At 60.5% G+C, this 23,428-nt stretch carries 24 protein-coding genes; 12 read left to right on the top strand and 12 right to left on the bottom strand.

Features of this window, described 5'->3' with window-relative positions; all coding sequences use genetic code 11:
- Positions 1-158 precede the first annotated feature (158 nt).
- Genes ACA072_RS06215 through ACA072_RS06200 form a run of 4 tightly spaced genes read left to right on the top strand, consistent with a single transcriptional unit; the run spans position 159 to position 2,597 of the window.
- Positions 159-467, top strand: coding sequence for a BufA1 family periplasmic bufferin-type metallophore (locus tag ACA072_RS06215; RefSeq protein ID WP_497623631.1), 309 nt, complete (start codon positions 159-161; stop codon positions 465-467).
- Between the two features lie 26 nt (positions 468-493).
- The gene (gene bufB, locus ACA072_RS06210) at positions 494-1,348 is read left to right on the top strand and encodes an MNIO family bufferin maturase (protein ID WP_497623630.1); all 855 of its coding nucleotides are present in this window, start codon (positions 494-496) and stop codon (positions 1,346-1,348) included.
- A complete protein-coding gene (locus ACA072_RS06205) occupies positions 1,345-2,106 on the top strand; it encodes an HvfC/BufC N-terminal domain-containing protein (protein ID WP_497623629.1) in 762 nt (253 codons plus the stop codon). Before bufB ends, ACA072_RS06205 begins: the two co-directional genes overlap by 4 nt.
- Positions 2,103-2,597: a DoxX family protein gene (locus tag ACA072_RS06200; protein ID WP_497623628.1), complete on the top strand. Its 495-nt coding sequence runs from the start codon at positions 2,103-2,105 to the stop codon at positions 2,595-2,597. The genes ACA072_RS06205 and ACA072_RS06200 overlap by 4 nt, the downstream gene beginning before the upstream one ends.
- A gap of 33 nt (positions 2,598-2,630) precedes the next feature.
- Here the strand turns inward: ACA072_RS06200 and ACA072_RS06195 are convergent, their stop codons facing one another.
- On the bottom strand, positions 2,631-3,545 hold the full coding sequence (locus ACA072_RS06195; RefSeq protein ID WP_497623627.1) for a LysR family transcriptional regulator: 915 nt from the start codon (positions 3,543-3,545) through the stop codon (positions 2,631-2,633).
- Between the two features lie 105 nt (positions 3,546-3,650).
- On the opposite strand from ACA072_RS06195, the gene ACA072_RS06190 reads away from it, so the two are divergent.
- The 3 genes from ACA072_RS06190 to ACA072_RS06180 all read left to right on the top strand — a co-directional run bounded on the left by ACA072_RS06190 (position 3,651) and on the right by ACA072_RS06180 (position 6,671).
- The gene (locus ACA072_RS06190; protein ID WP_497623626.1) at positions 3,651-4,250 is read left to right on the top strand and encodes a short chain dehydrogenase; all 600 of its coding nucleotides are present in this window, start codon (positions 3,651-3,653) and stop codon (positions 4,248-4,250) included.
- A gap of 59 nt (positions 4,251-4,309) precedes the next feature.
- On the top strand, positions 4,310-4,963 hold the full coding sequence (locus ACA072_RS06185; protein WP_497623625.1) for a COG3650 family protein: 654 nt from the start codon (positions 4,310-4,312) through the stop codon (positions 4,961-4,963).
- 94 nt (positions 4,964-5,057) lie between these two features.
- Positions 5,058-6,671, top strand: coding sequence for an NAD(P)/FAD-dependent oxidoreductase (locus tag ACA072_RS06180; RefSeq protein WP_497623624.1), 1,614 nt, complete (start codon positions 5,058-5,060; stop codon positions 6,669-6,671).
- Positions 6,672-6,805: 134 nt separating this feature from the next.
- On the opposite strand, the gene ACA072_RS06175 is transcribed toward ACA072_RS06180, so the two are convergent.
- Complete coding sequence (locus tag ACA072_RS06175; protein ID WP_497624950.1) at positions 6,806-7,903, bottom strand: PLP-dependent cysteine synthase family protein; 1,098 nt, start codon at positions 7,901-7,903, stop codon at positions 6,806-6,808.
- A gap of 248 nt (positions 7,904-8,151) precedes the next feature.
- On the opposite strand from ACA072_RS06175, the gene nhaA reads away from it, so the two are divergent.
- From nhaA to ACA072_RS06160, 3 genes are all read left to right on the top strand, one after another.
- Positions 8,152-9,339: a Na+/H+ antiporter NhaA gene (nhaA, locus tag ACA072_RS06170; RefSeq protein ID WP_497623623.1), complete on the top strand. Its 1,188-nt coding sequence runs from the start codon at positions 8,152-8,154 to the stop codon at positions 9,337-9,339.
- A 120-nt stretch (positions 9,340-9,459) separates the two neighbouring features.
- The gene (locus ACA072_RS06165) at positions 9,460-10,686 is read left to right on the top strand and encodes an S-type pyocin domain-containing protein (protein WP_497623622.1); all 1,227 of its coding nucleotides are present in this window, start codon (positions 9,460-9,462) and stop codon (positions 10,684-10,686) included.
- Complete coding sequence (locus tag ACA072_RS06160; RefSeq protein WP_497624949.1) at positions 10,646-10,948, top strand: colicin E3-like toxin immunity protein; 303 nt, start codon at positions 10,646-10,648, stop codon at positions 10,946-10,948. Before ACA072_RS06165 ends, ACA072_RS06160 begins: the two co-directional genes overlap by 41 nt.
- A gap of 98 nt (positions 10,949-11,046) precedes the next feature.
- On the opposite strand, the gene ACA072_RS06155 is transcribed toward ACA072_RS06160, so the two are convergent.
- Positions 11,047-11,511 carry an outer membrane lipoprotein gene (locus ACA072_RS06155; protein ID WP_497623621.1) on the bottom strand — a complete coding sequence of 155 codons (465 nt, stop codon included), beginning with the start codon at positions 11,509-11,511 and terminating at the stop codon, positions 11,047-11,049.
- A 165-nt stretch (positions 11,512-11,676) separates the two neighbouring features.
- On the opposite strand from ACA072_RS06155, the gene ACA072_RS06150 reads away from it, so the two are divergent.
- Positions 11,677-11,913 carry a hypothetical protein gene (locus ACA072_RS06150; RefSeq protein WP_497623620.1) on the top strand — a complete coding sequence of 79 codons (237 nt, stop codon included), beginning with the start codon at positions 11,677-11,679 and terminating at the stop codon, positions 11,911-11,913.
- Between the two features lie 5 nt (positions 11,914-11,918).
- Here the strand turns inward: ACA072_RS06150 and pdxH are convergent, their stop codons facing one another.
- The 5 genes from pdxH to dinG all read right to left on the bottom strand — a co-directional run bounded on the left by pdxH (position 11,919) and on the right by dinG (position 19,945).
- Positions 11,919-12,566 (bottom strand): pyridoxamine 5'-phosphate oxidase, encoded by a 648-nt coding sequence (gene pdxH, locus ACA072_RS06145; RefSeq protein ID WP_497623619.1) that lies wholly within the window; start codon positions 12,564-12,566, stop codon positions 11,919-11,921.
- A 24-nt stretch (positions 12,567-12,590) separates the two neighbouring features.
- A complete protein-coding gene (locus tag ACA072_RS06140) occupies positions 12,591-13,715 on the bottom strand; it encodes an OmpA family protein (protein ID WP_497623618.1) in 1,125 nt (374 codons plus the stop codon).
- Positions 13,716-13,829: 114 nt separating this feature from the next.
- Entirely contained in the window at positions 13,830-14,975 is a 1,146-nt protein-coding gene (locus tag ACA072_RS06135; protein WP_497623617.1) for a serine hydrolase domain-containing protein, read from the bottom strand.
- 220 nt (positions 14,976-15,195) lie between these two features.
- The gene (locus ACA072_RS06130; RefSeq protein ID WP_497623616.1) at positions 15,196-17,706 is read right to left on the bottom strand and encodes a beta-galactosidase; all 2,511 of its coding nucleotides are present in this window, start codon (positions 17,704-17,706) and stop codon (positions 15,196-15,198) included.
- Positions 17,707-17,800: 94 nt separating this feature from the next.
- Positions 17,801-19,945 (bottom strand): ATP-dependent DNA helicase DinG, encoded by a 2,145-nt coding sequence (dinG, locus tag ACA072_RS06125; RefSeq protein WP_017336806.1) that lies wholly within the window; start codon positions 19,943-19,945, stop codon positions 17,801-17,803.
- A 99-nt stretch (positions 19,946-20,044) separates the two neighbouring features.
- On the opposite strand from dinG, the gene ACA072_RS06120 reads away from it, so the two are divergent.
- Positions 20,045-20,503: a CopD family protein gene (locus ACA072_RS06120; protein WP_131059261.1), complete on the top strand. Its 459-nt coding sequence runs from the start codon at positions 20,045-20,047 to the stop codon at positions 20,501-20,503.
- 109 nt (positions 20,504-20,612) lie between these two features.
- Here the strand turns inward: ACA072_RS06120 and ACA072_RS06115 are convergent, their stop codons facing one another.
- The 4 genes from ACA072_RS06115 to ACA072_RS06100 form a co-directional block, all read right to left on the bottom strand.
- A complete protein-coding gene (locus ACA072_RS06115) occupies positions 20,613-21,371 on the bottom strand; it encodes a collagen-like protein (RefSeq protein WP_497623615.1) in 759 nt (252 codons plus the stop codon).
- Entirely contained in the window at positions 21,364-21,642 is a 279-nt protein-coding gene (locus ACA072_RS06110; protein ID WP_131059259.1) for a DUF1145 domain-containing protein, read from the bottom strand. Before ACA072_RS06110 ends, ACA072_RS06115 begins: the two co-directional genes overlap by 8 nt.
- A gap of 147 nt (positions 21,643-21,789) precedes the next feature.
- A complete protein-coding gene (locus ACA072_RS06105) occupies positions 21,790-22,503 on the bottom strand; it encodes a PA1041 family peptidoglycan-binding anchor lipoprotein (protein WP_497623614.1) in 714 nt (237 codons plus the stop codon).
- A 90-nt stretch (positions 22,504-22,593) separates the two neighbouring features.
- Entirely contained in the window at positions 22,594-23,289 is a 696-nt protein-coding gene (locus ACA072_RS06100) for a PA1041 family peptidoglycan-binding anchor lipoprotein (RefSeq protein WP_497623613.1), read from the bottom strand.
- Between the last annotated feature and the right edge of the window lie 139 nt (positions 23,290-23,428).

The raw sequence follows: 23,428 nt of genomic DNA, 5'->3' as shown, positions 1-23,428 counted from the left end.
GTCGAATCGTCGCACCGCCGCTCCCACAGAAGGCCAAGGTGATTTGAGGTTTTTTAAAAAAGTCTACATCGGGCTGTAACGCATCGCGATGACCTTTCTCTAGAGGGGTAAGCCAGCACAAACGCGGCTTACCAAAACTCAAACAACGGAGAAACATCATGACTGCTACTACCCGCACCCTGTCCGCCACCGCCCTGGTTCTGGCCCTTGGTTCTGCGCTGAGCATGGCCGCTGTCTCCACCGTCCAGGCCGCCGACAACAGCAACATGGAAAAATGTTTCGGCGTAGCCATGAAAGGTCATAACGATTGCGCCGCAGGCGCTGGCACCACGTGCGCGGGCACCGCGAAAACCGACTTCCAGTCCAACGCCTGGAAACTGGTTCCTAAAGGCACCTGCGCCACCACCGAAAGCAAGACCTCGCCGACCGGTTTCGGTCAGATGGAAGCCTTCAAAGCCAAAGCCTGATCCGCCTCCCAGCCTGAGTGTCGACCATGAACCATTCACCGTTCGGGCTCCCGCCCCGCGCCGGGCTGGGGCTCAAGACCGGGCACTTTCGTGAAGTGCTCGGTTCGCAACCGGACATCGGTTTCTTCGAAGTCCACGCCGAAAACTACATGGTGGCCGGCGGCCCTTTTCATCACTATCTGGGGTTGATCCGCGAGCAGTATCCGCTGTCGCTGCATGGCGTTGGCCTGTCCATTGGTGCCGACGGTCCGCTGGACCTTCAACACCTGCAACGCCTTGCCGAGTTGATCGAGCGTTATCAACCCCACTCCTTTTCCGAACACCTGGCCTGGTCCAGCCATGGCCCGGTGTTCCTCAATGACCTGCTGCCGCTGGCCTACGACAACGCCACGCTGAACCGTGTCTGCGAACACATCGATCAGGTGCAGGCCACGCTCAAACGCCCAATGCTGCTGGAGAACCCGGCGACGTACCTGGCGTTCAAGCACTCGACGATCGACGAAGCCGACTTCATCAGCGAAGTCATTCGCCGCACCGGTTGCGGGTTGTTGCTGGACGTGAACAACGTCTATGTGTCGAGCATCAATCATCAACGCGATCCTTTGGCCTACATCGACGCCCTGCCCCTTCACGCCGTCGGTGAGATTCATCTGGCCGGATTTGTCGAAGACACCGACAACCTTGGTGACCGTCTGCTGATCGACGATCACGGCGCGCCAATCGATAACGCCGTGTGGGCGCTGTACGTGCAAGTGCTGGAACGCGTCGGCCCGATGGCGACGCTGATCGAACGCGACAATCAACTTCCGGCCTTCAGTGTGCTGCACGCCGAAGCGCGTCAGGCCGATGAGTTATTGCTGTGCGCCGAGGTCCGGTCATGAGCAATCACGCCGATTTCGCGGCCGCCCTGCTCGATCCGGAGCAGCCCTGCCCCAACGGATTATTCAGTGCAAATGGCGCTGATCCGGCCAGCCGTTTTGCGGTGTATCGCAACAATGTGCAGAGCTCGCTGATCAACGCGCTGACGGACAGTTACCCCGTGGTTTTGCAATTGGTCGGCGAAGAGTTTTTCCGGGCCATGGGTGGGATCTATGTGCAAACCACCCCGCCCCGCAGCCCTTTGATGAATGGCTACGGCGATGATTTCGCAGCCTTCATCGAAGGCTTTGCACCCGCCGCCAGCGTGCCTTATCTGGCGGATGTCGCCCGACTGGAACGCCTGCGAGTCATGGCCTATCACGCGGCCGATGCTCAGCCATTGGGTCACGAACAGATCGCCACAGCGCTCGCCGATCCGCAAGCCCTGAGCGAGCTCACCGTCGAACTGCATCCCTCCCTCAACCTGTTGAATTCAGCTTACGCCGTGGTCGCGATCTGGGCTGCGCATCAACAGGAAGCGACGTTGGCGGGGATTGATCTGAACCAGGGACAACACGCGCTGGTGCTGCGTAACGATCTGGACGTTGAAGTGTTTGCCATCGATCAGGGTGCCAGCGCATTCATTCAGAGACTGCAAAACGGCCAGTCGCTGTTGCAGGCGCTGGAAGCCGCGCCCGCCTTCGATCTTAGTCAAACCCTGGCGCTGCTGATCAGCCGTAACGCCATCACCGACCTCCACAAAAACAAGGTATCGCCATGAACACCCGGACTGAATCACAGAACCCCATCGCCCGCGCCATCGCGTTACTGGAGATGATTCCCCACAGCCTGATTGCCTTTATCGCGCGCTTTTCCATCGCCGCAGTGTTCTGGAAGTCCGGGCAAACCAAGGTCGAAGGCCTGGCCATCGACCTGTTCGACGGCTCCTTCCAGCTTGGCGTGCCACACCTGGCGGACTCGACCATCCCGCTGTTCCAGAGCGAGTACCACGTGCCGTTGCTGTCCCCGGAACTGGCGGCGCACCTGGCCGCCTTCGCCGAGCATTTCTTCCCGATGCTGATCCTGATCGGCTTCGCCACGCGGTTCTCGGCGCTGGCCCTGCTGGGCATGACACTGACCATTCAGCTGTTCGTGTACCCCGATGCTTATCCAACCCACGGCACTTGGGCGGCAGTGCTGCTGTATCTGATGGCGACCGGACCGGGGAAATTGTCGATCGATCACCTGATCGCCCGACATTTCTCCCACTAACACGTCCCCCCTGTGGGAGCGGGGGTTGGGCTGCTATTGCTGAAGACGCGCCAACGACTCGCCGCTGCGTTTGAACCAGTCGATCAGGTAGTCCGCCAACACCTGCGTGCGTTTCGGCAACCCACCCTGATACGGATGCACCAGGTACATCGGCATGCTCCGCGTCTGATAATCGCGCAGGAGCCAGCGCAATCGCCCGTCAGCCAATTCCGCTTGCAGCAGGTAAGAAGGCAACCGCGCAATGCCGGCGCCGGCCAGTGCCGCTTTTTTCAGAAGGTTGTAATGATTGCTGGCGAACGGCCCTGACACCCGCACCCGCAGTAATTCGTGCTGCTGGTGATAGAGCCATTCTTCGCGACCACTGTAATGGCTGTTGAGCAGGCAACGATGTTCAGCCAGCGCATGGGGCGTCTGCGGTTCGCCGTACTGCTCGAGATACGCCGGGCTGGCGCAGGTCATTTCGTGCCAGGCCAGCAGCGGTCGGGCAACCAGGCGTTCGTCATTACTGACATCAGAGCGAACCGCCAGATCAAAACCGTCGCGGGACAAATCACGGTAGCTGTTGCTCAGGTCCAGCTCAATCTGCACTTCGGGGTACTTGCCGGAGAACTCCAGCAACAAGCCATCGAAGAACGTTTCCCCCAGCGACACCGGCACCGTCATACGCACCGGCCCGGCCATGTCGTCCTTTAACCGCGCCAACGCCTGACGCGCCTTCTCGACTTGTACCACCAGCGCCTGAGCTTGCGGCAACAGCGCCGCACCTGCCGCCGTCAAACTCAAACGGCGGGTAGTGCGTTGCAGTAAAACCACGGAGAACCGTGTTTCCAGCAAGCTGATGCGCTTGGACAACTGTCCTTTACTGCAGCCCAATTGCTGCGCCGCCAAGGTGAAACTGCCCGCTTCGATCAACACCGCAAACGCCGCCAGATCATCCATCTCGCTCATGGATTGTTTCCATTTGAAAACCAAAGGTTGCCTATTAGCGCGCTTATCAACAGAAAAAACCACTCTAGACTGCAACCTCGTTCAACCACTTCGAGGAACAGCACGATGAAAATTCTTTTGATAGGCGCAGGCGGCACCATCGGTTCAGCGGTCGACAAGGAGCTGTCCCAGCGCCACGACATCATCCGCATCGGCCGTAACAGCGGCGACTTCAACGTTGATATCAGCGACAGCGCTTCGATCCGCAAGCTGTTCGAGCAAACCGGCAAGTTCGATGCCCTGGTCTGCGCTGCCGGCAATGTCACCTTCGCGCCGCTGGATGAAATGAGCGAAGAGAGCTTTGCGCTGGGCCTGAAAGACAAGTTGATGGGCCAGGTCAACCTGCTGTTGATCGGCCGCGAATTCGCCAATGACGGTGCCTCATTCACCTTCACCACGGGCGTGCTCAGCCACGATCCAATTCGCAGCGGCGCCTCGGCGGCATTGGTCAACGGCGCGCTGGACAGCTTCGTTCGTGCGGCGGCCATCGAACTGCCTCGCGGCCTGCGGGTGAACTCGATCAGCCCGACCGTCCTGCTCGAAGCCATGAGCAGCTACGCGCCGTACTTCCGGGGTTACAAGCCGGTTCCCGCAGCGGATGTGGCGTTGGCCTACGCCAAAAGTGTCGAAGGCTTGCAAACAGGTCAGACCTTTCACGTGGGCTAAACCCTTGTGATGAACGGTCAGGCTGCGTAACGTGGCGGCACTTGTCTGGAGAGCCAAAGATGCGTGTTGCCCGTTCCTTAGTCCTTGTTGCCCTGCTTCCCTTGTTCGCCGCCTGCAGTTTGCTGGATGGCCCGCGTGAAAGCGCCTCCCACGTGGGCCAGACCCGCCTGCAGGGCCAGTTGACGGCGGCGGACGGCAAGTTACTGTTCCAGCCGTGCAATGAGCAACGCAGCTATGTGGTCAACGACACCGGCGGCACCAGCGTCCTGCAAGAAGCGGCGACCCTCGCCGATGCCCAGGGCAAGCTGTTCGCCGATGTGCGTGGGCGAATCGTCGACAGCCGCCTTGATCTTGAGCAGCTGTACCGCGTCGAACGCTCCGGCACCGCCTGCGATGATCCCAATTTCAAACTGCTGATCCTGCGCGCCGCCGGTCACTCGCCAGAGTGGAACGTCAAGGTCAGCGGCAAAGGCATGGTCATCGACCGCGTCGGTCAGCCACCCCTGGCCGTGCCGTACGTTGAAGAACAACTCGGCGATGGTCGCTTCAATCTCAGCACTGAAGCCAATAACCAGCACATCGAACTGTGGGTCGCGCCGCAACGTTGCGTCGACAGCACCACCGGCAGCGTCCAGCACATGAGCGCCGAGCTGCGCATCGATGGTCAGGTGCAACGCGGTTGCGGGTATTTCGGCGGCGCGCGTAACGACTGATCGCTTTTGCCTCACAGGAACGGCGTTTGGGGCTTATAATCGCCGCCTTCAAACGCTTTGGCGCAGTTGTGCGCCCCGCGAACCGGATCCTGTCATGTTACGAATCACCGAACTCAAGTTGCCGATCGACCATCCCGAAGAAGACCTGCGCCCTGCCATCGTGCAGCGCCTGGGCATCGCCAGCGATGACCTGCTCGATTTCACCTTGTTCAAGCGCAGCTACGATGCGCGCAAAAAGTCCTCTGAACTGTGCTTCATCTACACCATCGACCTCACCGCCAAAGATGAGGCCGCGTTGCTGCACAAGTTCGCCGATGACCGTAACGTCAACGTGGCGCCGGATGTCAGCTACAAAGTGGTCGGCCAGGCGCCGGCCGATCTGGAGCAACGTCCTGTCGTCGTAGGCTTCGGTCCGTGCGGGATTTTCGCCGGGCTGCTGCTCGCGCAAATGGGCTTCAAGCCGATCATCCTCGAACGCGGCACCGAAGTGCGCCAGCGCACCAAAGACACCTGGGGCCTGTGGCGTAAAAGCGTGCTCAACCCCGAATCCAACGTGCAATTTGGCGAGGGCGGCGCGGGGACATTCTCCGACGGCAAGCTCTACAGCCAGATCAAGGACCCGAAATTCATCGGTCGCAAAGTCTTGCACGAGTTCGTCAAGGCCGGCGCGCCGGAAGAAATCCTCTACGTCAGCAAACCGCACATCGGTACGTTCCGTCTGACCGGCGTTGTGGAAAACATGCGTGAACAGATTCGCGCGCTGGGTGGCGAAGTACGCTTCCAGCAGCGGGTCACCGACGTATTGATCGAGGACGGCCAACTGGTCGGCGTCGAGCTCAATGGCGGCGAACAGATTCATTCCAAACACGTGATTCTTGCCTTGGGCCACAGCGCCCGGGACACCTTCCGCATGCTCCACGGCCGTGGCGTGTTCATGGAAGCCAAGCCGTTCTCGGTGGGCTTCCGCATCGAACACCCGCAGTCGCTGATCGACCGCGCGCGCCTGGGCAAATACGCCGGCCACCCGAAACTCGGGGCGGCCGACTATAAGCTGGTGCACCACGCCAAGAACGGCCGTTCGGTCTACAGCTTCTGCATGTGCCCGGGCGGCACTGTGGTGGCAGCAACGTCCGAGCCGGGCCGCGTGGTCACCAACGGCATGAGCCAGTACTCGCGTAACGAGCGCAACGCCAACTCCGGGATCGTCGTCGGGATCACCCCGGAAGTCGATTACCCGGGCGGCCCGCTCGCGGGCATCGAGTTGCAGGAACGCCTGGAGTCCCACGCTTACGTGCTGGGTGGCAGCAACTACGAAGCGCCGGCGCAACTGGTGGGCGATTTCATTGCGGGCAAACCGTCCACCGAGCTGGGCAGCGTTGAACCGTCCTATAAGCCAGGCGTTGCCTTGGGTGATCTGGCGCTGGCTCTGCCCGCGTTTGCCATCGAAGCGATTCGTGAAGCACTGCCAGCATTCGAGAAGCAGATTCGCGGCTACTCGCTGCATGATGCCGTGTTGACCGGGATCGAGACGCGCACCTCGTCGCCGCTGCGGATTACCCGTAACGAATCGATGCAGAGCCTGAACGTGAAGGGGTTGTTCCCGGCGGGTGAAGGCGCGGGTTATGCGGGCGGGATTCTGTCGGCGGGTGTGGACGGGATTCGGATTGCCGAAGCCGTGGCACGCGACATCCTCGGCCTGGAAGCCTGATCAGCACGACCTGACACACCACAAAACCCTGTGGGAGCGAGCTTGCTCGCGATAGAGGATTTACATTCAACAGAGGTGTTGACTGATCTACCGCTATCGCGAGCAAGCTCGCTCCCACATTGGATTTCGGTGTATCAGATGTTTGCGCGTAGAACGGTATCCGGCAACGGCTCACCACGCTCCACACTCGCCGCCACTACATCCATCAACCCACTCAACTCATACCCCTGGGCCTTGAGCCAGTCCTGATCGTAATAGCTGGTCTCATAACGCTCGCCACCATCACAAAGAATCGCCACGATCGACCCCGACTCGCCCGCCGCTGCCATCTGCCCCGCCGCCATCAAGGCGCCGATCAGGTTGGTCCCGCTCGATCCGCCGACACGACGTCCCAAATGCTGCGCCAGGTAATGCATGGCCGCCAGCGACAACGCGTCCGGCACCTTGACCATCGCATCGATCACCTTGGGCAGGAACGACGCCTCGACCCGTGGCCGCCCAATGCCTTCAATCCGCGAACCGTGATCCAGTCGCAAGCTGGCATCACCGGTCTTGTAGTAATCGAAGAACACCGAACGCTCGGCATCGGCGCACAGCACGCGGGTGCAATGCTGGCGATAACGCACGTATCGACCGAGGGTCGCGGTGGTGCCGCCGGTGCCGGGGCTGGAAATCAGCCAGCTCGGTTCCGGGTGCCGTTCGAACCGCATTTGCTGGAAGATCGACTCGGCGATGTTGTTGTTCGCCCGCCAATCAGTGGCACGTTCGGCGTAGGTGAACTGGTCGATGAAGTGACCGTCGTGCTCGCGGGCCAAGCGCTCGGACTCGGCGTAGATCTGCGTCGGATCGTCCACCAGGTGACTCTTGCCGCCGTAAAAGGCGATCTGCGCGATCTTCTCTTTGGACGTGGTCGCCGGCATCACCGCAATGAACGGCAACCCCAGCAACCTGGCGAAGTACGCTTCGGAAATCGCCGTCGAACCGCTGGACGCTTCAATCACCGGCGCGCCGGGTTTGAGCCAGCCGTTACACAAGGCATAGAGGAACAACGAGCGGGCCAATCGATGCTTGAGGCTGCCGGTGGGATGGCTGGACTCATCCTTGAAATACAGTTCGATGCCCGGAAAACCCGGGAGCGGCAAGGGGATTAGGTGGGTGTCGGCGCTGCGCTGGAAGTCGGCTTCGATGATCCGGATGGCTTCGCGGGCCCACTGTCGGTTGTCGCTCATGATGGTTTTCCCGTTGAATCGGACAAGAGTTCAGCCTTGTCGCATGGCTCAGCCAATAAGCTTAGGAAAAATCCCACGTTAAGCACAGATACAGCTGAGGCCCAATACGTCTGGCAACTGCTAGGCTCAGGTCCGTGCCGGCCCTTCGCGTTGTAACGGCATATAACAAAAAAGAATATAACTTTTGTTTTAACAACTAACGGTACGGGTTAGGGTGTGCCACCTTTTTGATTATTCGATGGAGAGCGACCTTGCCTCTGCGTAGCACTTTCACGCGTTTCTTTCAGTTGGAAGCTGCCAGCGGTCTGTTATTGATCGCTGCGGCAGCCCTGGCTTTGATCATTAACAACTCCCCGTTGTCGTGGCTTTACAGCAGTTTTCTGGACACGCCGGTGGTGGCGCAGGTCGGTGCGCTGCAAATCGCCAAACCGGCGCTGCTGTGGATCAACGACGGCCTGATGGCCCTGTTCTTCCTGCTGATCGGCCTGGAAGTGAAGCGCGAAGTCCTCGACGGTCAACTGTCGAAACCTTCGCAGATCGTTCTGCCCGGCGCGGCAGCGATTGGTGGCATGGTGGTTCCGGCGCTGTTCTACTGGTTTCTCAATCGTGACGACCCGGCCGCCCTGAGTGGCTGGGCCATCCCGATGGCCACCGACATCGCCTTCGCCCTCGGCGTCCTCGCCCTGCTGGGCAAGCGCGTGCCGGTGTCGCTGAAACTATTCCTGATGACCCTCGCGATCATCGACGACCTCGGCGCCATCATCGTCATTGCGATCTTCTATTCCGGCACGCTCTCGACCCTTTCCCTGGCATTGGCCGCAACCTGCATCGTCGCGTTGATCGCGATGAACCGGCTCGGCGTGGTCAAACTCGGGCCGTACATGATCATCGGTTTGATCCTCTGGGTCTGCGTGCTCAAGAGCGGTGTCCACGCGACACTGGCCGGCGTGACCCTGGCGTTCTGCATTCCATTGCGCACGAAAAACGCCGAACCGTCGCCGCTGCTGACCCTCGAACACGCCCTGCATCCCTGGGTGGCCTACGGCATCCTGCCGCTGTTCGCCTTCGCCAACGCTGGCCTGTCCCTGAGCGGCGTGACCATGGAAAGCTTCACCCACCATGTGCCGATGGGCATCGCCGTTGGCCTGCTGCTGGGCAAAACCCTCGGTGTGTTTGGCCTGACCTGGCTGGCCGTGAAAATCGGCATCGCCGCCCTGCCCCAAGGCGCCAACTGGGGCCAGGTATTGGGTGTGGCGGTCCTCTGCGGGATCGGCTTCACCATGAGCTTGTTTGTCGGCTCCCTGGCGTTTGAACCGGGTGTCAGTGAATACGCAGGGATGGACCGGATGGGCATTTTGACCGGTTCGATTCTGGCGGCCTTGATCGGTTATGCGGTGACGGCGGCAGCGAGTCGCAAGCGCACCGCGCTGCCATCCTGAGTAAAAGAGAACACTCTTAGCGACATTCAGGATTCGTCCTACAGCCACGTTTGACCTCGTTCGTTAACGTCGCACAGCCCACTTTTTTGGGTTGTCGACGTACGAACGCAAGGAAGATCAGTGGCTGGCAACAAGGAAATCCCCAGGGTTAAAAACCCACCGTCCGGTGACGGTCATCACGTCACGCATCGCTTCATGACGGCCACCGAACTGGCCAAGAGGGACGCCCGACAAAACGCTTACGATGCGATGCTCGCCAGGCAAGACGCCTTCGAGCGCGGTCGTGAAATCGCCCCCAAAAAGGACGAATCCGTTCGTGCCGGATGCGTCTTCGCCAAGTCCTGCAAGCTGCCGGACGCCATCATCGATTACTCGAATCCCTCGGGCATGGTGCCCACCGACAGCCTCAAGGATTACGGCGAAGTCGCCTGGCTCGGCGCTCGTGAAGCAGACGATGCCGGGCTGCTGAATCTCGAAACCATTAGCGGCAGTACCGTTTCGCTTGGCATTGGCCGACTTGCACTGAGTGCCCCGGCGCTCGCTGCTCCGGTCGCAGCAATCGGCGCGGGTGGTGCCGCCGCATTGGCCACAGTGGTCGCGCTGTTCTGGACGCCAAGCCTGGGCGACAGTGCGCTCTATACCGAAGATCAATTGCGCGCCTTGAAGCAGGCCAGAACCCGGGTTCGCCTCCGGGTTGAGCAACAGGCTGACGGCAGTCTCAAGGGATACGGCTTCTACACCGGCAAGAATCGCGACTGGGAAATGGTTGATGTTGTGCAGTTCACGCTGCGTGAGAGCCAGCAGGTGGCGGATCTGGGGGATGGGGTTGAGCTGATCTGGACACCAGCTGTGGATGGGTCGGACATCCTCGGTATTCCAGCGTTGGAAGCTGCACCGCAAGCGCCGCATATTTGGGTTTATCCGCCGACGAAAGCGGCTGACAGCATTATCGTGAATCCGGTTTACCCGCCTGAGTACAAGGATTTCATTCTTGTGTTTCCAGCGGATTCGGGGGTAAAGCCGGTTTATATTGTCCTCAGTACTTCTCGTAAAGGTTTGCCAGCTGCAAGTCACAGCTACCATCCAGTACCAAAGACCGAAGAAATCATTGCATTTCCTGGCCTAAAACCAGCCAAGAGAATGAACCCTGTACAAGGAGGTGGGGGCTTAAGGCCGCGGTGGACAGATGCAAAAGGTAAAAAGATCTATGAGTGGGACTCCAGGCATGGAGAGTTGGAAGAGTATCGCGCAAGTGATGGCAGCCACTTGGGAGCATTTGATCATGTATCGGGTGAGCGACGTGACGATGCTCAATCTAAACGAAACATTCCTAAAAAGTACTTGTGAGACGACGATGGGATTAAAACTAAGGCTGGAATGGTTTGACAAGCAAACGGAAAATTTTCAGGGCGAGGAGTTCTCTGATGATCTGGGCGATGATGAATCAGTACTCAATGCTCTCGGAATCCCTGTAGAGAACAACATCAACAACGGAGGTTTTAATGTTGGTGGCCAATGGGTCGCCATTATCCAACCTTACTTTCGCCACACGATTGAAATCACCGATTCTGACTACCAAATCTCTTTTGACTACCGCGAAAGTTGGTAATCAAACAACTACGCTGGTGGCAATGGGTAAAGGAAGCAGGCACAAAAAAAACCCGACCAGTCACCTGATCGGGGTTTTCTTTTACCGCTCGTTCCCGCTTAGTGCGAAACGCGGCTCGTACCATCTACAGTAGCAATCCGCACCCGCTCGCCCACACGGAACACCTCATTCTCCTGAACCTGTTGCACATAGGCGCGCATGCTGCCGTCGTCTTCGCGAACGGTGATTTCGACGCCCTGTGTGCGGGTCAGGCCTTCTTCGGTGGCCGAACCGAGCAGGCCGCCAGCGACGGCGCCGATGACCGCTGCGACGATACTGCCTTTACCGCCGCCGATGGCGCTACCGCCGACACCGCCGACGACTGCGCCCGCTGCGCCGCCGATCGGGGTCTTGGTGCCTTCGATTTTCACCGGACGCAGAGATTCGATGGTGCCCATGCGAACGGTCTGCACACGACGCGCTTCGTCACGGGAGTAGGAGTCACCGGTCAGGCTCGATTGGCAGCCGGTGAGCAACATCGCCATCGTGGAAAGGGAAGCAACCAGCAGAACAGACTTACGCATAGCATCAACTCCAAAGGACAGGTATTCATTAAACTCCGCAGCTTGACGCCTGTCACGGCATTGCCCGGATAAAAATGGTTTCATTCAGGCCCGGTACAGGCGCCTCGGACTCACCACACAGTAGCGGCAAATTGAAAAATCTGCGCCACAGACCCAAGGATTTTCATGGATTACTTCATCATTGTCGTCACCACTGTCGCCGGTTTGTACTTCCATTGGTGGCTGTACGTGCGGATCAAACGCTGGATGGACCGCGATCTGGCGTTGTCACTGGCGGGTAAAGACGAGCAGAAAAAAGCGTTCATGCTCGAACAGCTGGCCAACGCTCAGGCGCAGAAGATCAAGCGCCGGGACCTGCCACAGTGGCTTGAAGCTGCTGCGACGGGCTATCCCGATCGGTAGACTGCTTAGGGTGCCAGACGTTCAAGAATCCAGTCGGCGCCTTGCTGACGGTAGTTGAGGCGATCGTGCAGGCGGCTCGGACGGCCTTGCCAGAACTCGATGCGCTCGGGTAGCAAGCGGTAACCGCCCCAGTGGTCCGGGCAGTGCGGCTGAGTGTCGCTGAAACGTTGCTCGGTGTTCTTGAGCAGCGCTTCCAGTTCAGCGCGATCGGCGATCACCCGGCTCTGGGGCGAAGCCCAGGCACCGAGACGACTGCCCAGCGGGCGGACCTGGAAATAGGCGTCGGACTCTTCAGCCGTGACCTTCACCACCCGCCCTTCGATGCGCACCTGGCGCTCCAGGGTCGGCCAGAAAAACGTCATGGCAGCGAACGGGTTCGCCGCCAGATGCTGGCCTTTGGCGCTGTCGTAGTTGGTGAAGAAGGTGAAGCCCTCTTCGTCCAGGCCCTTGAGCAGCAGAATGCGGCAATGCGGCCGACCGTCCTGATCGACCGTGGCCAGGGTCATCGCATTGGCCTCCACCGGTGGTTGCTCGGTTTTCACCGCGTCGGCAAACCACTGATGGAACAGCCCGAACGGCTCGGCCGGGGCTTGCGCCTCGGTCAGGCCATCACGGGTGTAGTCGCGACGCATATCAGCCAGGCCCTGGGTCATGGCGCATTCCTTTTGGTTAACGAATTACTTTTTGACCGCATCGGCGGCAACGACTTTCTTGTCAGCTGCGGCGGCTTTGGCTGGCGCTGTCTTCTTCGCCGGGGTGGCGGTTTTAGCCGGTGTTTTCTTCGCTGGAGCCTTGGCGGCTTTCTTGGCCGGGGCTTTTTTCGCCGCAGGCACAGCCGCTTTCTTCGCCGCAGGTGCAGGAGTGACAGGCTTGACCACTGGCTTGACGTCCGTGGCAGCGACCATCTTCACGGGCGCCGGGGCCGGCATGTTGTACTTGCTCAGCAGCGCAACCATGGTGTTTTGCGGAGTCACCAGCAATTCCACACGACGGTTCAAGGCACGACCTTCATTGCTGTCGTTGGCAGCACGCGGAGCTTCACCGCCCATGCCGCGAAGCATCAGACGATCACGTTGCAAACCGCTGAGGCGGAAGATTGCGGCCACGGATTGTGCACGCTCCTGGCTCAGTTTCACGTTGGCCGGCGCGGCGCCCGAGGTATCGCTGTGACCCAGCACCAGTACGGCGGTCTTCGGATCGACTTCAAGAATTTTCGCGACGCGAGTGAACGGGCCGAGCGTTACCGGCAGCAACATGGCCGGACGGTCCGGGTTGAACGAACCTTCTACAGGAGCGATCACCACCAGCACGTTTTCACGGCGTTCGAGTTGCAGGTTGCTGTCCTTGATAGCCTCGCGCAGGCGTGGCTCGTAATCGTCGAGCCAGGCCTGAGTGACTTTAGGATCCGGCATCGGCACGACTTTGGCGGTTGGTTGGTCTTTACCACCGAACGGCCACCACCATTTGCCACCGGCATCGGCTTCAGCCTTGGCCACTTCCACGGGCTTGGCTTCAGGTTTTACTTCTGGTTTTTTGTCGAGCGCTTCATCCGAACCGAACGGCCAGTACCACGGGCTGGAGCTTTCAGCCTTGGCCACTGGAGCGGAGACGGCAGGTTTCAGCGCAGCAGGAGCAGGAGTCGGTGCTGGGGCTGGGGCTGGGGCGGAATCTTTCGCCGCGACTTTGTCGGAGGAGCCAAACGGCCACCAGCTGCTGCCATCCGAATCACTTTGTGGAGTCTGTGCACAACCGGTGACAGCGACGCACAGGGCCAAGGCAAGGGTGGTTTTATTGAATGACATTGGATATCCACAAAAATGAAGTCATAAAAAATCAGGCCGGCGTGACCCGGATAAACAGACGCTTGGAAAACATAAAGGCCTTCGGGTTCCGGCCCTGGAGCCCGAGAGTGCGTTTTACAGACAAGTGGCCAGTACCCGCGCAAGCTTCTGCGCGCGCGGATCCATCAAGACGTACGGCCCCAGGGTATTTGTCACAAATCCAAAGGCCACATCGTGTTCCGGGTCAGCAAAACCGATGGAGCCGCCAGCGCCCGGATGGCCGAATGCCCGAGGGCCGAGGCCATAGGTGGCATTGGGAACATCCGGTTGATCGAGCATGCAACCCAGGCCAAAACGGGTCCGGGTCAATAAAGTCTTGTCTTCGCCAAGGCAGTGTTCGCGGGTCAGCTCCTCGAGCATTTCGCTTTCCAGCAGACTGCCGTCGAGCAGGCCGGCGTAGAAACCAGCGAGGCTTCGGGCGTTGCCGTGGCCATTGGCGGCCGGTTGTTGCATCCGGCGCCATTCGGGCTTGTTGGTGCTGGTCATGATCGACGGTGGGTTGGTGAAAGCCCGGGTCGTCATGGCGGTTGGCTCGCGCATGGTCACTTGCAGCAAACGCTGGGCCGCGGCATCGCCAACGTTGCCCTTGCCACGGGCGATGTGCGCCACGCGGTGGAACTCTTCGTCCGCCAGGCCAACGTGGAAATCCAGTCCCAAGGGCTTCGCAACCCGCGCCACAATCGATGCGCCCGGCCCACGACCGTCGACACTACGCAGCAACTCGCCCACCAGCCAGCCGTAGGTGATCGCCGCGTAACCGTGACCATCGCCCGGCGTCCACCACGGCGTTTCGGCGGCCAAGGCATCGACCATGGTGTACCAGTCGTAAAGCGCTTCGGGCGCCAGCAACTCGCGCAGCGCCGGCAGACCGGCCTGATGGCAGAGCAACTGACGCAAAGTCACGGATTCTTTGCCGGCGGCGGCGAATTCGGGCCAGTAGCGAGCCACCGGAGCGTCCAGTTGCAGCTTGCCTTCGGCCACCAATTGCAGGGCCGTGACGGCAGTGAAGCTCTTGGTGCAGGAGAACAAGTTGGCGATGGTGTCGCTGTGCCAGGCTTCAAGGCCATCCTTGTCGGAAGTGCCGGCCCAGAGGTCGAGGACGGTTTCGCCACCGACCCGGATGCACAACGCCGCGCCACGTTCCTGAGGATCGTCGAACAGCGCCGCGAAAGCTTCGCGTACCGCTTCGAACTTAAGCTCGTAATGACCCTGAATCTGCACCCGCAACTCCCCGAATTTTACAAATTGGTCCGCATTGTTCCAGCCCTTGGGGGATTTGGGAACAGGTGCGGGCTGGGCGGTCGCTTGCCCGTGGATTGGATCAGAAATTCATGGCGCCTTTGAGGCCCCCTTCGCGAGCAAGCCCGCTCCCACAATGGATCACCGCGATCCTGTGGGAGCGGGCTTGCCCGCGAAGAACGATAACGCGGTCTGACAGAACTCAGTGGCCATTGGCAGAATGCCCGCCCGCATGGCCAGCATCCTGCCCTGCACTTTTGCCGGCATCAGCTTTTCTTCCGCCCTCGCCTTCATGGCTGGCTTTATCCGCTTCAGCCCTGGCCTTCTCGGCCTCTTTACCCAACTGATCGACGGTCGCCAGGTTGCTCTTGCGCACGCTATCGACGAAGCCCTGGAATGGCAGATCGGTAATGCCCACCAGGCCAAAGTGACCGTTCTCGCCATCCAGCAGACGGCCGGTCACCGGTTGGTCGAGGTACTGGAACCAGTGCACACCGACAATCGACGGTTCGCTAAGCGCTTGTTTGAGGAAGTTGGCATACGCCGGGCCACGGTCCTCTTCCTTGGCCAATGGCGTCACACCGCCCCAGAACGGGCCGCGATCCGCCGAGCCGAAGTTGAACTCGGTGATCAGCACCGGTTTGTCCAGGCTGCGCAATTTGGCGAAGTCATAGCCGTCCTGCGGCTTCAGGGTGTACAGGTTGAAGCTCACCACGTCGCAATACTGCGCGCAGGACTCAACGGCTTCCGGGGTGCTAAGGGCGAAGCGACCGCCCAGCAACAGCTGGTTCGGCGCATGCCACTTGAGCGAATCGGAGAGGGTCTTGAAGTAGGTATCGGCGAAGACCTTCTGGAAGTATTTGAAGTCGGCCTCGATTTCCGGGTGTTCGGCGCTCGGCAGCGGCGGCACGAAGCCTGGGTCTTCCATCAATTCCCAGGCCGGCAAGTCGATGCCCCACGCCTTGGACAGGCCGGCCTGGTTGCGGTACTTGTCGCGCAATTGCTTGAGGAACGCGCGTTTGGCCGGCACGTCGGTGGTCATTTTCAAGGTGCCATAGGCCAACGCGTAACGGGCTTTCGGATCGTCGCCGGGACCGGCCCAGGCCAGTTCGTTGTCGGCGAAGTAACCGATCAGCCAGGGATCATCGCGATGATCGCGGGCGGCGATGGCCACGGCGCGTTCGGTTGCCATGGCAAAACGCGGGTCAAACGGGTCGGGCATGCCGCCCCACCAATCAGTGCCGGTACTGATGCTGGCATAATCGCCGACGATCGACAGCGGCAAGGTGTACGGCACACGGTCAGCATTGGCCAGCGCAGGGGCGCTCCAGTTGCCGACGGTGTTGAAACCCCAGGCTTGCAAGCGATCCAGGGTGTGGCTGGTCCAGCGTTTTTCATCCACCACCGCTTTGCAGGGTTCGGCAGGGGCCTGCTCCGCGGCTTTCGCGACGGTCGCTTCCTCGGCGCCAGTCTTGGCGGCTTCGGCGACACCGGATTCGGCAGTCGTAGGCGCGACAGGTGGCTCGGCGGCCTTATCGGCCGTGGCCTCGACCGCGTCAGCCTTGGCCGCTTCGGCGACGCCTGCCTTGGTGTCGCTGCCCAGCACGCATGGCGTGCCATACAGGCGCTGCAAGTTAGCGCCATAGAAGTCGTACCAGCGCCCGGCGTTATAGCCACGGCCCTGATCGGCGCCGTTGCCGCCACGGTTGTCGCCTTCGCCATAATGACTGGCCAGCGGTTCTTCCGGTTTTGGCAGGGATTCAAACATCCACTCGCGGCCGGCGACGTAGGTCTGATTGACGTCCGGGGAGACGGTGTTGACCCCCAGCGAGTAGAACGGATGCCCTTCCGGGGTCACCAGGTACCAGCGGCCGTCACGCTTTTCAGTGCGGAAAAAGCCGCTGGCCTTGAATGTCGGTCCTTTGTTCCAGCCGCCAAACTTGTCCAGGGACGACTTCTCGCGCTCGGCGAGCCAGGTTTTGGTTTGTTGCTGGTCCTTGGCGGCGGCGCTTTTGAGTTGCTCTTCGCTACTCACCTTTTCCGGCCATTTGGTCCGGGTCGATTGACCGTAAGCATCCACCAGGCCGCCATAAGCCGCCTTGGTCACCGCGTCACCGTCCTGCACGCCGAAGCGCTCAAGCAAGATGCTTTGGGCCACTTTCGGCTGGTCCATCGACAGCGTCACCGACACCACCTGGCTGCGGTCCAGCTCACCGGCGCTGCTGGCCAGCAATACTCGCTGACCGTCAAACGTCATTGGCATCGGCGGCCCGGCCTTCATGCCCTGGCTCAGCGGCGAACTCGGTTGCAGTGGTACCAGCAGGGTCTGCGCCGGTCCGGCCGGCAAATCGACCCGACTGATCAGGGTCTTGCCATCGTTGCTCTGGATTTTCACGTACAGGGTCACGGCCCAGTCCATCGCGCTCTGGATGCGCAAGCTCATCACGCCTGACTGCGACCAGTCCCAGGCCCCGGTTTGCGGGCTCAGACGCAGGGTCGGTTGCGCCACCGGGTTGAACGTCACCCGACGCAGCACTTCGCCTTCGGCCGTTTGCTCCGCATTGGATTGCGGCAGGCTGGCATCCTGAGTCGCCACCTGGACCACATCGGCAGGGCGCACAAAGTTGAACAGCGTCTGTTGGCCGGCAGGGGCTGCCAGCAAAGGGGCTGAGAAGATCAAGGCGAATACAGCGGGCAACGAACGGCGAATCATAGGAACGTGGTTCTCCCTAACGACCAAATGGGCCAATGGAAAAGCGGCGGCTGAACGATAGACAACGCGGCGGGCTAAAAAGCCCACCGGTGTTTCAGGAAATTTCGCGACGGAATGGCGGCAGTGCGTTGAGGATCGCTTTGCCGTAACGCTGGGTGACCAGGCGCCGATCCAGCAGGGTGATGGTGCCGCGATCTTCTTCGGTGCGCAGCAAGCGACCGCAGGCCTGGACCAGTTTCAGCGAAGCGTCCGGCACGGAGATTTCCATGAACGGATTGCCGCCACGGGCTTCGATCCATTCCGCCAGCGCTGCTTCGACCGGGTCGTCGGGCACCGAGAACGGAATCTTCGCAATCACCACGTGTTCGCAATACGCGCCGGGCAAGTCGACCCCTTCGGCGAAACTCGCCAGGCCGAACAGCACACTGGAATCGCCGCCATCAACTCGCGCCTTGTGCTTGTTCAGGGTCTCCTGTTTCGACAGGTTGCCTTGAATGAACACTTGCTTGCGCCAGTCGCGGTCCAGGCCGTCGAACACGTCCTGCATCTGTTTGCGCGAGGAGAACAGCACCAGGGTGCCGCGGGAACCTTCCACCAGTTGCGGCAGGTCACGAATGATCGCCGCGGTGTGTGCCGGTGCATCACGCGGGTCGGCTTTCAGGTCCGGCACCCGCAGCACTCCGGCATCGGCGTGATGGAACGGACTCGGGACCACGGCGGTCACGGCTTTTTTCGGCAGGCCGGCGCGCATCCGAAAGCGGTCGAACGTACCGAGCGCGGTAAGGGTCGCCGAGGTTACCAAGGCGCCGTAGGCCACGTTCCACAGATTGCGCCGGAGCATTTCCGCCGCGAGGATCGGGCTGGCGTTGACCTCAATGTCGAACAGCGAACCACTTTCGGCCAGGGTCAGCCAACGGGCCATGGGTGGGTTGTCTTCCGGGTCTTCAGCGGTGAACGCGACCCACAATTCCCAGTTGCCAGAAGAACGCGACAACAGGCTGCCGAACAACGGATACCACTCTTCGGCCTGGTTGCTGGCGATGCCGATGTTGACCTCGCCGTCCATGCCTTCCTTGAGCAGTTCGGTGAGCCGGGTAAACAGGTCGGTGAGACGGGCAAAGCCTTTCTTCAACTCGACGCCCATTTCGCGCATGTGCTCGGGAATCACACCGCCGACGAAGCGATGACGCGGCCGTTCACGACCCTCGACGTCTTCGCCGGGTTTGAAATCGGCGACCTGTTCGCAGGCAGAGAACATGAACTGTTGCTGGGTTTTGATTTCCCGCGCCAGCTCCGGCACCTGTTCGATCAACTTGCCCAGATCACCCGGCAGCGGGTGCTGGGCGAGCAATTTGGTGAGGTTCTTGGCGGTGGTTTCCAGCCAGTCGGCGGTGGAACGCAGGCGCGTGTAGTGAGCGAAGTGGCCGATGGCCTTGTCCGGCAGGTGGTGACCTTCGTCGAACACATAGATAGTGTCGCGCGGGTCCGGCAGCACGGCGCCGCCGCCCAGGGCCAGATCGGCCAGGACCATGTCGTGGTTGGTGACGATCACGTCAACCTTGCCCATGCCTTCGCGGGCCTTGTAGAAGGCGCACTGGCCGAAGTTCGGGCAATGACGGTTGGTGCACTGGCTGTGATCGGTGGTCAGGCGCGCCCAGTCGGCGTCTTCCAGGGCGGTGGACCAACTGTCGCGGTCGCCGTCCCATTTATTGCCGGCGAGCTTCTCGATCATGCTGGTGAACAGCTTCTGACTGGCCTCATCGACCTCGATCTTGAAACCTTCTTCTTCGAACAGCTGCGCCGTGGCGGTTTGCGCGTGACCTTCCTGCAGCAACATGTCGAGCTTGGACAGGCACATGTAGCGCCCGCGGCCCTTGGCCAGGGCGAAGCTGAAATTCAGCCCGCTATTGCGCATCAGGTCGGGCAAATCCTTGTAGACGATCTGCTCTTGCAGGGCCACGGTGGCCGTGGCAATCACCAGGCGTTTGCCCGCCGCCTTGGCGGTGGGGATCGCCGCCAGGCTGTAGGCCACGGTTTTACCGGTACCGGTGCCGGCTTCCACCGCGACTATCGCGGGGTCGCCACTGCGCCGGCCTTCGTCGTCGGTGTCGATGTCACCGAGGACTTTGGCGATTTCGGCGATCATCAGGCGTTGGCCGTAGCGCGGTTTCAGGCTCTTGGCCTCTAGAAAACGCGAGTAGGCGCCCTGGATCGTGGTTTTGAGTTCGGTGCTGATCATGGATTGTCGGGCGCAAAAAACGCTGGATAAATTTTCAGTGGTTCGGATCGGCGGCTATCATACCGCGCTAATTAATCCCGCGCAGAACGGAGTACCTCAATGACACCTTTTGGCATCGTTTACACCCTGCATGTCCTGTCCGCCCTGGTGTGGGTCGGCGGCATGTTTTTCGCCTGGATGGTCTTGCGGCCCGCGGCGATGAAGGCTCTGGAAGGTCCCGCGCGGTTGAAGCTGTGGGTGGAAGTGTTTCAGGGTTTTTTCCGCTGGGTCTGGGTGGCGGTGGTGCTGTTGCCGATCAGCGGGGTGGGGATGATTCATCTGCAGTACGCCGGGTTTGAGGCCGCGCCACGGTATGTGCAGGTGATGATGGGGTTGTATGTGGTGATGACCGCGCTGTTTATCCGGATCCAGGCGTTGCTGTTGCCGGAGTTGCGCACGGCGGTGACGGCGCAGGATTGGCCGACCGGGGCTGCGACGCTGGGGAAGATTCGCAAGTTGGTGGGGATCAATCTGATTGTCGGGTTGGTGCTGGTGGCGATTGCTGCGGCCAGACCGTGATCGTTCCCACGCTCTGCGTGGGAATGCCTCAAGGGACGCTCCGCGTCCAGTGACGCGGAGCGTCACGGGCTGAATTCCCACGCAGAGCGTGGGAACTATCGGACAACTCTTACAACCGCTGCACAGTCACCGAACCCGCAGCACCCGCTGGCCCCGGCTGTCCGTCAACGCCTGGACGACCGCTTTTGCCGCCATCAGCTTCGTACACCAGGCAACCCTTGGCCTTGCCGCCGGCACCCGGTTTACCGCCAGTCCCCGCAACGCCACCGGCACCGCCTGCCACCTGAACCTTGATCTGTTCAACGGGGTAATCACGCGGCACTTCCAGCCTGACCAGCCCTCCCGGCGCCCCCGGCTGACCATCACTGCCGTTGCTACCATCGGCACCGCGACCCGCCTGGCCCCAGGTGCAACCCGGTGCCTGACCGTTGGCCCCATCAAGGCCAACAAAACCTGGCGCGCCCGCGCCACCGCGAGCGTCCAGCGACAACTGCGGTGCATTCAGCGCCTTGATCTGCAAATTCAGGTTGCGTCCCGAACGGGCCGCCTTGAGGTAAGTCCCCGGCGCTCCGCGCGCCGTGATCTGGCTGCCTTCGGACAACTCGGCACGGCTGACTTTCAATTCCAGCGCCTGCTCACTCGGCACGATGGCGATCCGCGCTTCACGCCCCAGGTGCAATTCGCCCACGGTCACTTCGGTCACGTTCGAAGGAATCAACAAAGTCCCGTAATCGGCGACTTCCAGGCGTTCAAGCTGCAAGGTGCTGGCGGTGTTGGGCAGGCGCATCAACGAATTGGTTTCGACACTGACCACCTGAGCGCAGGCCAAAGGGCTGATGAGTGTGGCGAGCAGACAGAGTTTACGCATGGGAAGCCTTCGATGCGGTCGGAGCCGGGAGGGTTTGCAAGTGAAAGACGCCGAAGAACAGGATCTTCAAGCGATCACGCCAAGGGTGGGCACGCCCCCTGAGGCTGCGGAAACAGAACACCGCCTCAAGCAGATGAAGGGACGCCAACACACCGCCGGCCAGGTCGACCAACTGGTGCAGCGGATTGACGAACGGCATCAGCAGATTGACCAGCACCACCAGCCAGAACAGCAGGGTCAATAACTTCCCCAGCCCCCAGATCACCTTCATACGCCCCCCGTTGAGAATTATTCTTTGCGCGCACAGTAACGGCTTCCGCGAGGGATAAGCCAGAGGGCAACAGAAAATTCTTCATGAAGGCCGCCGAATGGCCGTCGGATCAACTATACATGTCGCCCGACGGCTCTATTTCGGGGGTTAGCGATTAATGTGCAATTCCACCCGACGGTTCTTCGCGCGTCCTTCATCCGTTTCGTTATCGGCCACCGGCTGGGTTTCACCCTTGCCTTCGCTGGTGAGTTTGTTTGGCGCCAGGCCCTGGCTCAACAGATAGGCCGCCACGCTGCTGGCGCGGCGCTCCGAGAGTGCCTGGTTGTATTCATCCGACCCCACACTGTCGGTATGGCCGATCACCTTGATGCTCACGACATCGGCGTTTTGCAGTTTGCTCATCAGCGCATCCAGCTGACTCTGCGCGGAGGGAGTCAGTTCAGACTTGTTGAAGGCAAACAGCACGTCGCCGGGCAGGGTAATGACTTCGGGTTGCACAACTTCGGCAGGTTTCACGCTGGCCGGATACTGCGGCAGCGGACAACCATGATGTTCGACAGGGGTATTGGCGGGCGTATCGGGGCAGCGATCACGTCGATCGAAGACACCATCGTCGTCCTCATCGCCATCCTGGGCGTAACAGATCAGGCCACCGGTCAAGATCCCGAGCGCTGCTCCACCGCCTGCCCAGCCGGCACTTTCAATCGCGCCCAAGCCTCCGCCGACCAGTCCGCCGATGACGCTGCAGATCGGCCAGGTACGTTGATTGAGGGGGGCGGTGCCATCGCTGTGAGTTGCGCAACCGGTCAACAGGCTGCCTATTAGCAGAACCGGCAAGACGGTCCGTGTGAGAACGCTCATATGGAAAGCTCCTGTGTTACCGGCCCATACCGGTTACACAGGAGTAAAGACCCGCATCCGCGACTGCACAAGCCGCGGAGCGGATGGGGCTTAACGGTTGATTTTGATTTCCGTGCGGCGGTTCAGTGCACGGCCGTCCGCAGTTTTGTTATCGGCAACCGGCTGGCTTTCACCGGCACCGGCCACAGACACGAAGCTGCTGCGTGGCACGCCTTGGGAAATCAGGTATTCCACCACCGAGTGCGCTCGGCGATCCGACAGTTTCTGGTTGTAGGCATCGCTGCCAACGCTGTCGGTGTGACCGGTCACGGTCAATTGGGCGGTGCTGGATTCCTGTTTCAGGCGAGTGGCAATAGTGTTGAGTACATCTTTGTCGGAAGGTGTGAGTGTGGCTTTGTCGAACTGGAAGTGAACATCGCGGATGACAATGACTTCTTCCTTGACCACCACGGCTTCTTCGACCACTGGCGCAGGCACCGGTGGAGGGCAGCCATCGGCATCGACTTTCACGCCTCTAGGCGTCCCCGGGCACTTGTCGCGGCTATCCGGCACACCATCGCCGTCTTCGTCGCCATCGCCATGCACCCAGCAATACGCCGCCGCCAAACTGCCGACGGCCAGCGCGCCATACCCCGCCCATGCCGAGCTCTCGGTTGCACCGAGCCCCGCACCGATGACACCGCCGACCCCCGCACAGGTCGGCCAGTCGGTTTTCTGCAAACCTGCGCAACCAGTCAACACACTGGTTAGCAGAACCAAGGGTAATGCTGTCCGAACTATGCTCATCTAGTTTTCTCCTGAGGGATCGGCTTAAAACCGATTCAGGGAGTAAAGACCCGAGTTTTAATCTCCGCCAGCAATAGGCCACCGCTGTTTTGCCCTGCATTCACGGCAGTTCGCCGATTTTGACGCAAACCCGCTCTAG

The sequence above is a fragment of the Pseudomonas sp. LBUM1656 genome, from assembly GCF_059716065.1.
The sequence above is the reverse complement of the archived record's forward strand: the minus strand, read 5'-3'. Positions and strand labels throughout refer to the sequence as shown.

Coding starts and splice junctions, on each gene's coding strand:
- ACA072_RS06215 (WP_497623631.1), top strand. CDS start 159: ATGACTGCTACTACCCGCACCCTGTCCGCCACCGCCCTGGTTCTGGCC.
- bufB (WP_497623630.1), top strand. CDS start 494: ATGAACCATTCACCGTTCGGGCTCCCGCCCCGCGCCGGGCTGGGGCTC.
- ACA072_RS06205 (WP_497623629.1), top strand. CDS start 1,345: ATGAGCAATCACGCCGATTTCGCGGCCGCCCTGCTCGATCCGGAGCAG.
- ACA072_RS06200 (WP_497623628.1), top strand. CDS start 2,103: ATGAACACCCGGACTGAATCACAGAACCCCATCGCCCGCGCCATCGCG.
- ACA072_RS06195 (WP_497623627.1), bottom strand. CDS start 3,545: ATGAGCGAGATGGATGATCTGGCGGCGTTTGCGGTGTTGATCGAAGCG.
- ACA072_RS06190 (WP_497623626.1), top strand. CDS start 3,651: ATGAAAATTCTTTTGATAGGCGCAGGCGGCACCATCGGTTCAGCGGTC.
- ACA072_RS06185 (WP_497623625.1), top strand. CDS start 4,310: ATGCGTGTTGCCCGTTCCTTAGTCCTTGTTGCCCTGCTTCCCTTGTTC.
- ACA072_RS06180 (WP_497623624.1), top strand. CDS start 5,058: ATGTTACGAATCACCGAACTCAAGTTGCCGATCGACCATCCCGAAGAA.
- ACA072_RS06160 (WP_497624949.1), top strand. CDS start 10,646: ATGCTCAATCTAAACGAAACATTCCTAAAAAGTACTTGTGAGACGACG.
- ACA072_RS06155 (WP_497623621.1), bottom strand. CDS start 11,511: ATGCGTAAGTCTGTTCTGCTGGTTGCTTCCCTTTCCACGATGGCGATG.
- ACA072_RS06150 (WP_497623620.1), top strand. CDS start 11,677: ATGGATTACTTCATCATTGTCGTCACCACTGTCGCCGGTTTGTACTTC.
- pdxH (WP_497623619.1), bottom strand. CDS start 12,566: ATGACCCAGGGCCTGGCTGATATGCGTCGCGACTACACCCGTGATGGC.
- ACA072_RS06140 (WP_497623618.1), bottom strand. CDS start 13,715: ATGTCATTCAATAAAACCACCCTTGCCTTGGCCCTGTGCGTCGCTGTC.
- ACA072_RS06130 (WP_497623616.1), bottom strand. CDS start 17,706: ATGATTCGCCGTTCGTTGCCCGCTGTATTCGCCTTGATCTTCTCAGCC.
- dinG (WP_017336806.1), bottom strand. CDS start 19,945: ATGATCAGCACCGAACTCAAAACCACGATCCAGGGCGCCTACTCGCGT.
- ACA072_RS06120 (WP_131059261.1), top strand. CDS start 20,045: ATGACACCTTTTGGCATCGTTTACACCCTGCATGTCCTGTCCGCCCTG.
- ACA072_RS06115 (WP_497623615.1), bottom strand. CDS start 21,371: ATGCGTAAACTCTGTCTGCTCGCCACACTCATCAGCCCTTTGGCCTGC.
- ACA072_RS06110 (WP_131059259.1), bottom strand. CDS start 21,642: ATGAAGGTGATCTGGGGGCTGGGGAAGTTATTGACCCTGCTGTTCTGG.
- ACA072_RS06105 (WP_497623614.1), bottom strand. CDS start 22,503: ATGAGCGTTCTCACACGGACCGTCTTGCCGGTTCTGCTAATAGGCAGC.
- ACA072_RS06100 (WP_497623613.1), bottom strand. CDS start 23,289: ATGAGCATAGTTCGGACAGCATTACCCTTGGTTCTGCTAACCAGTGTG.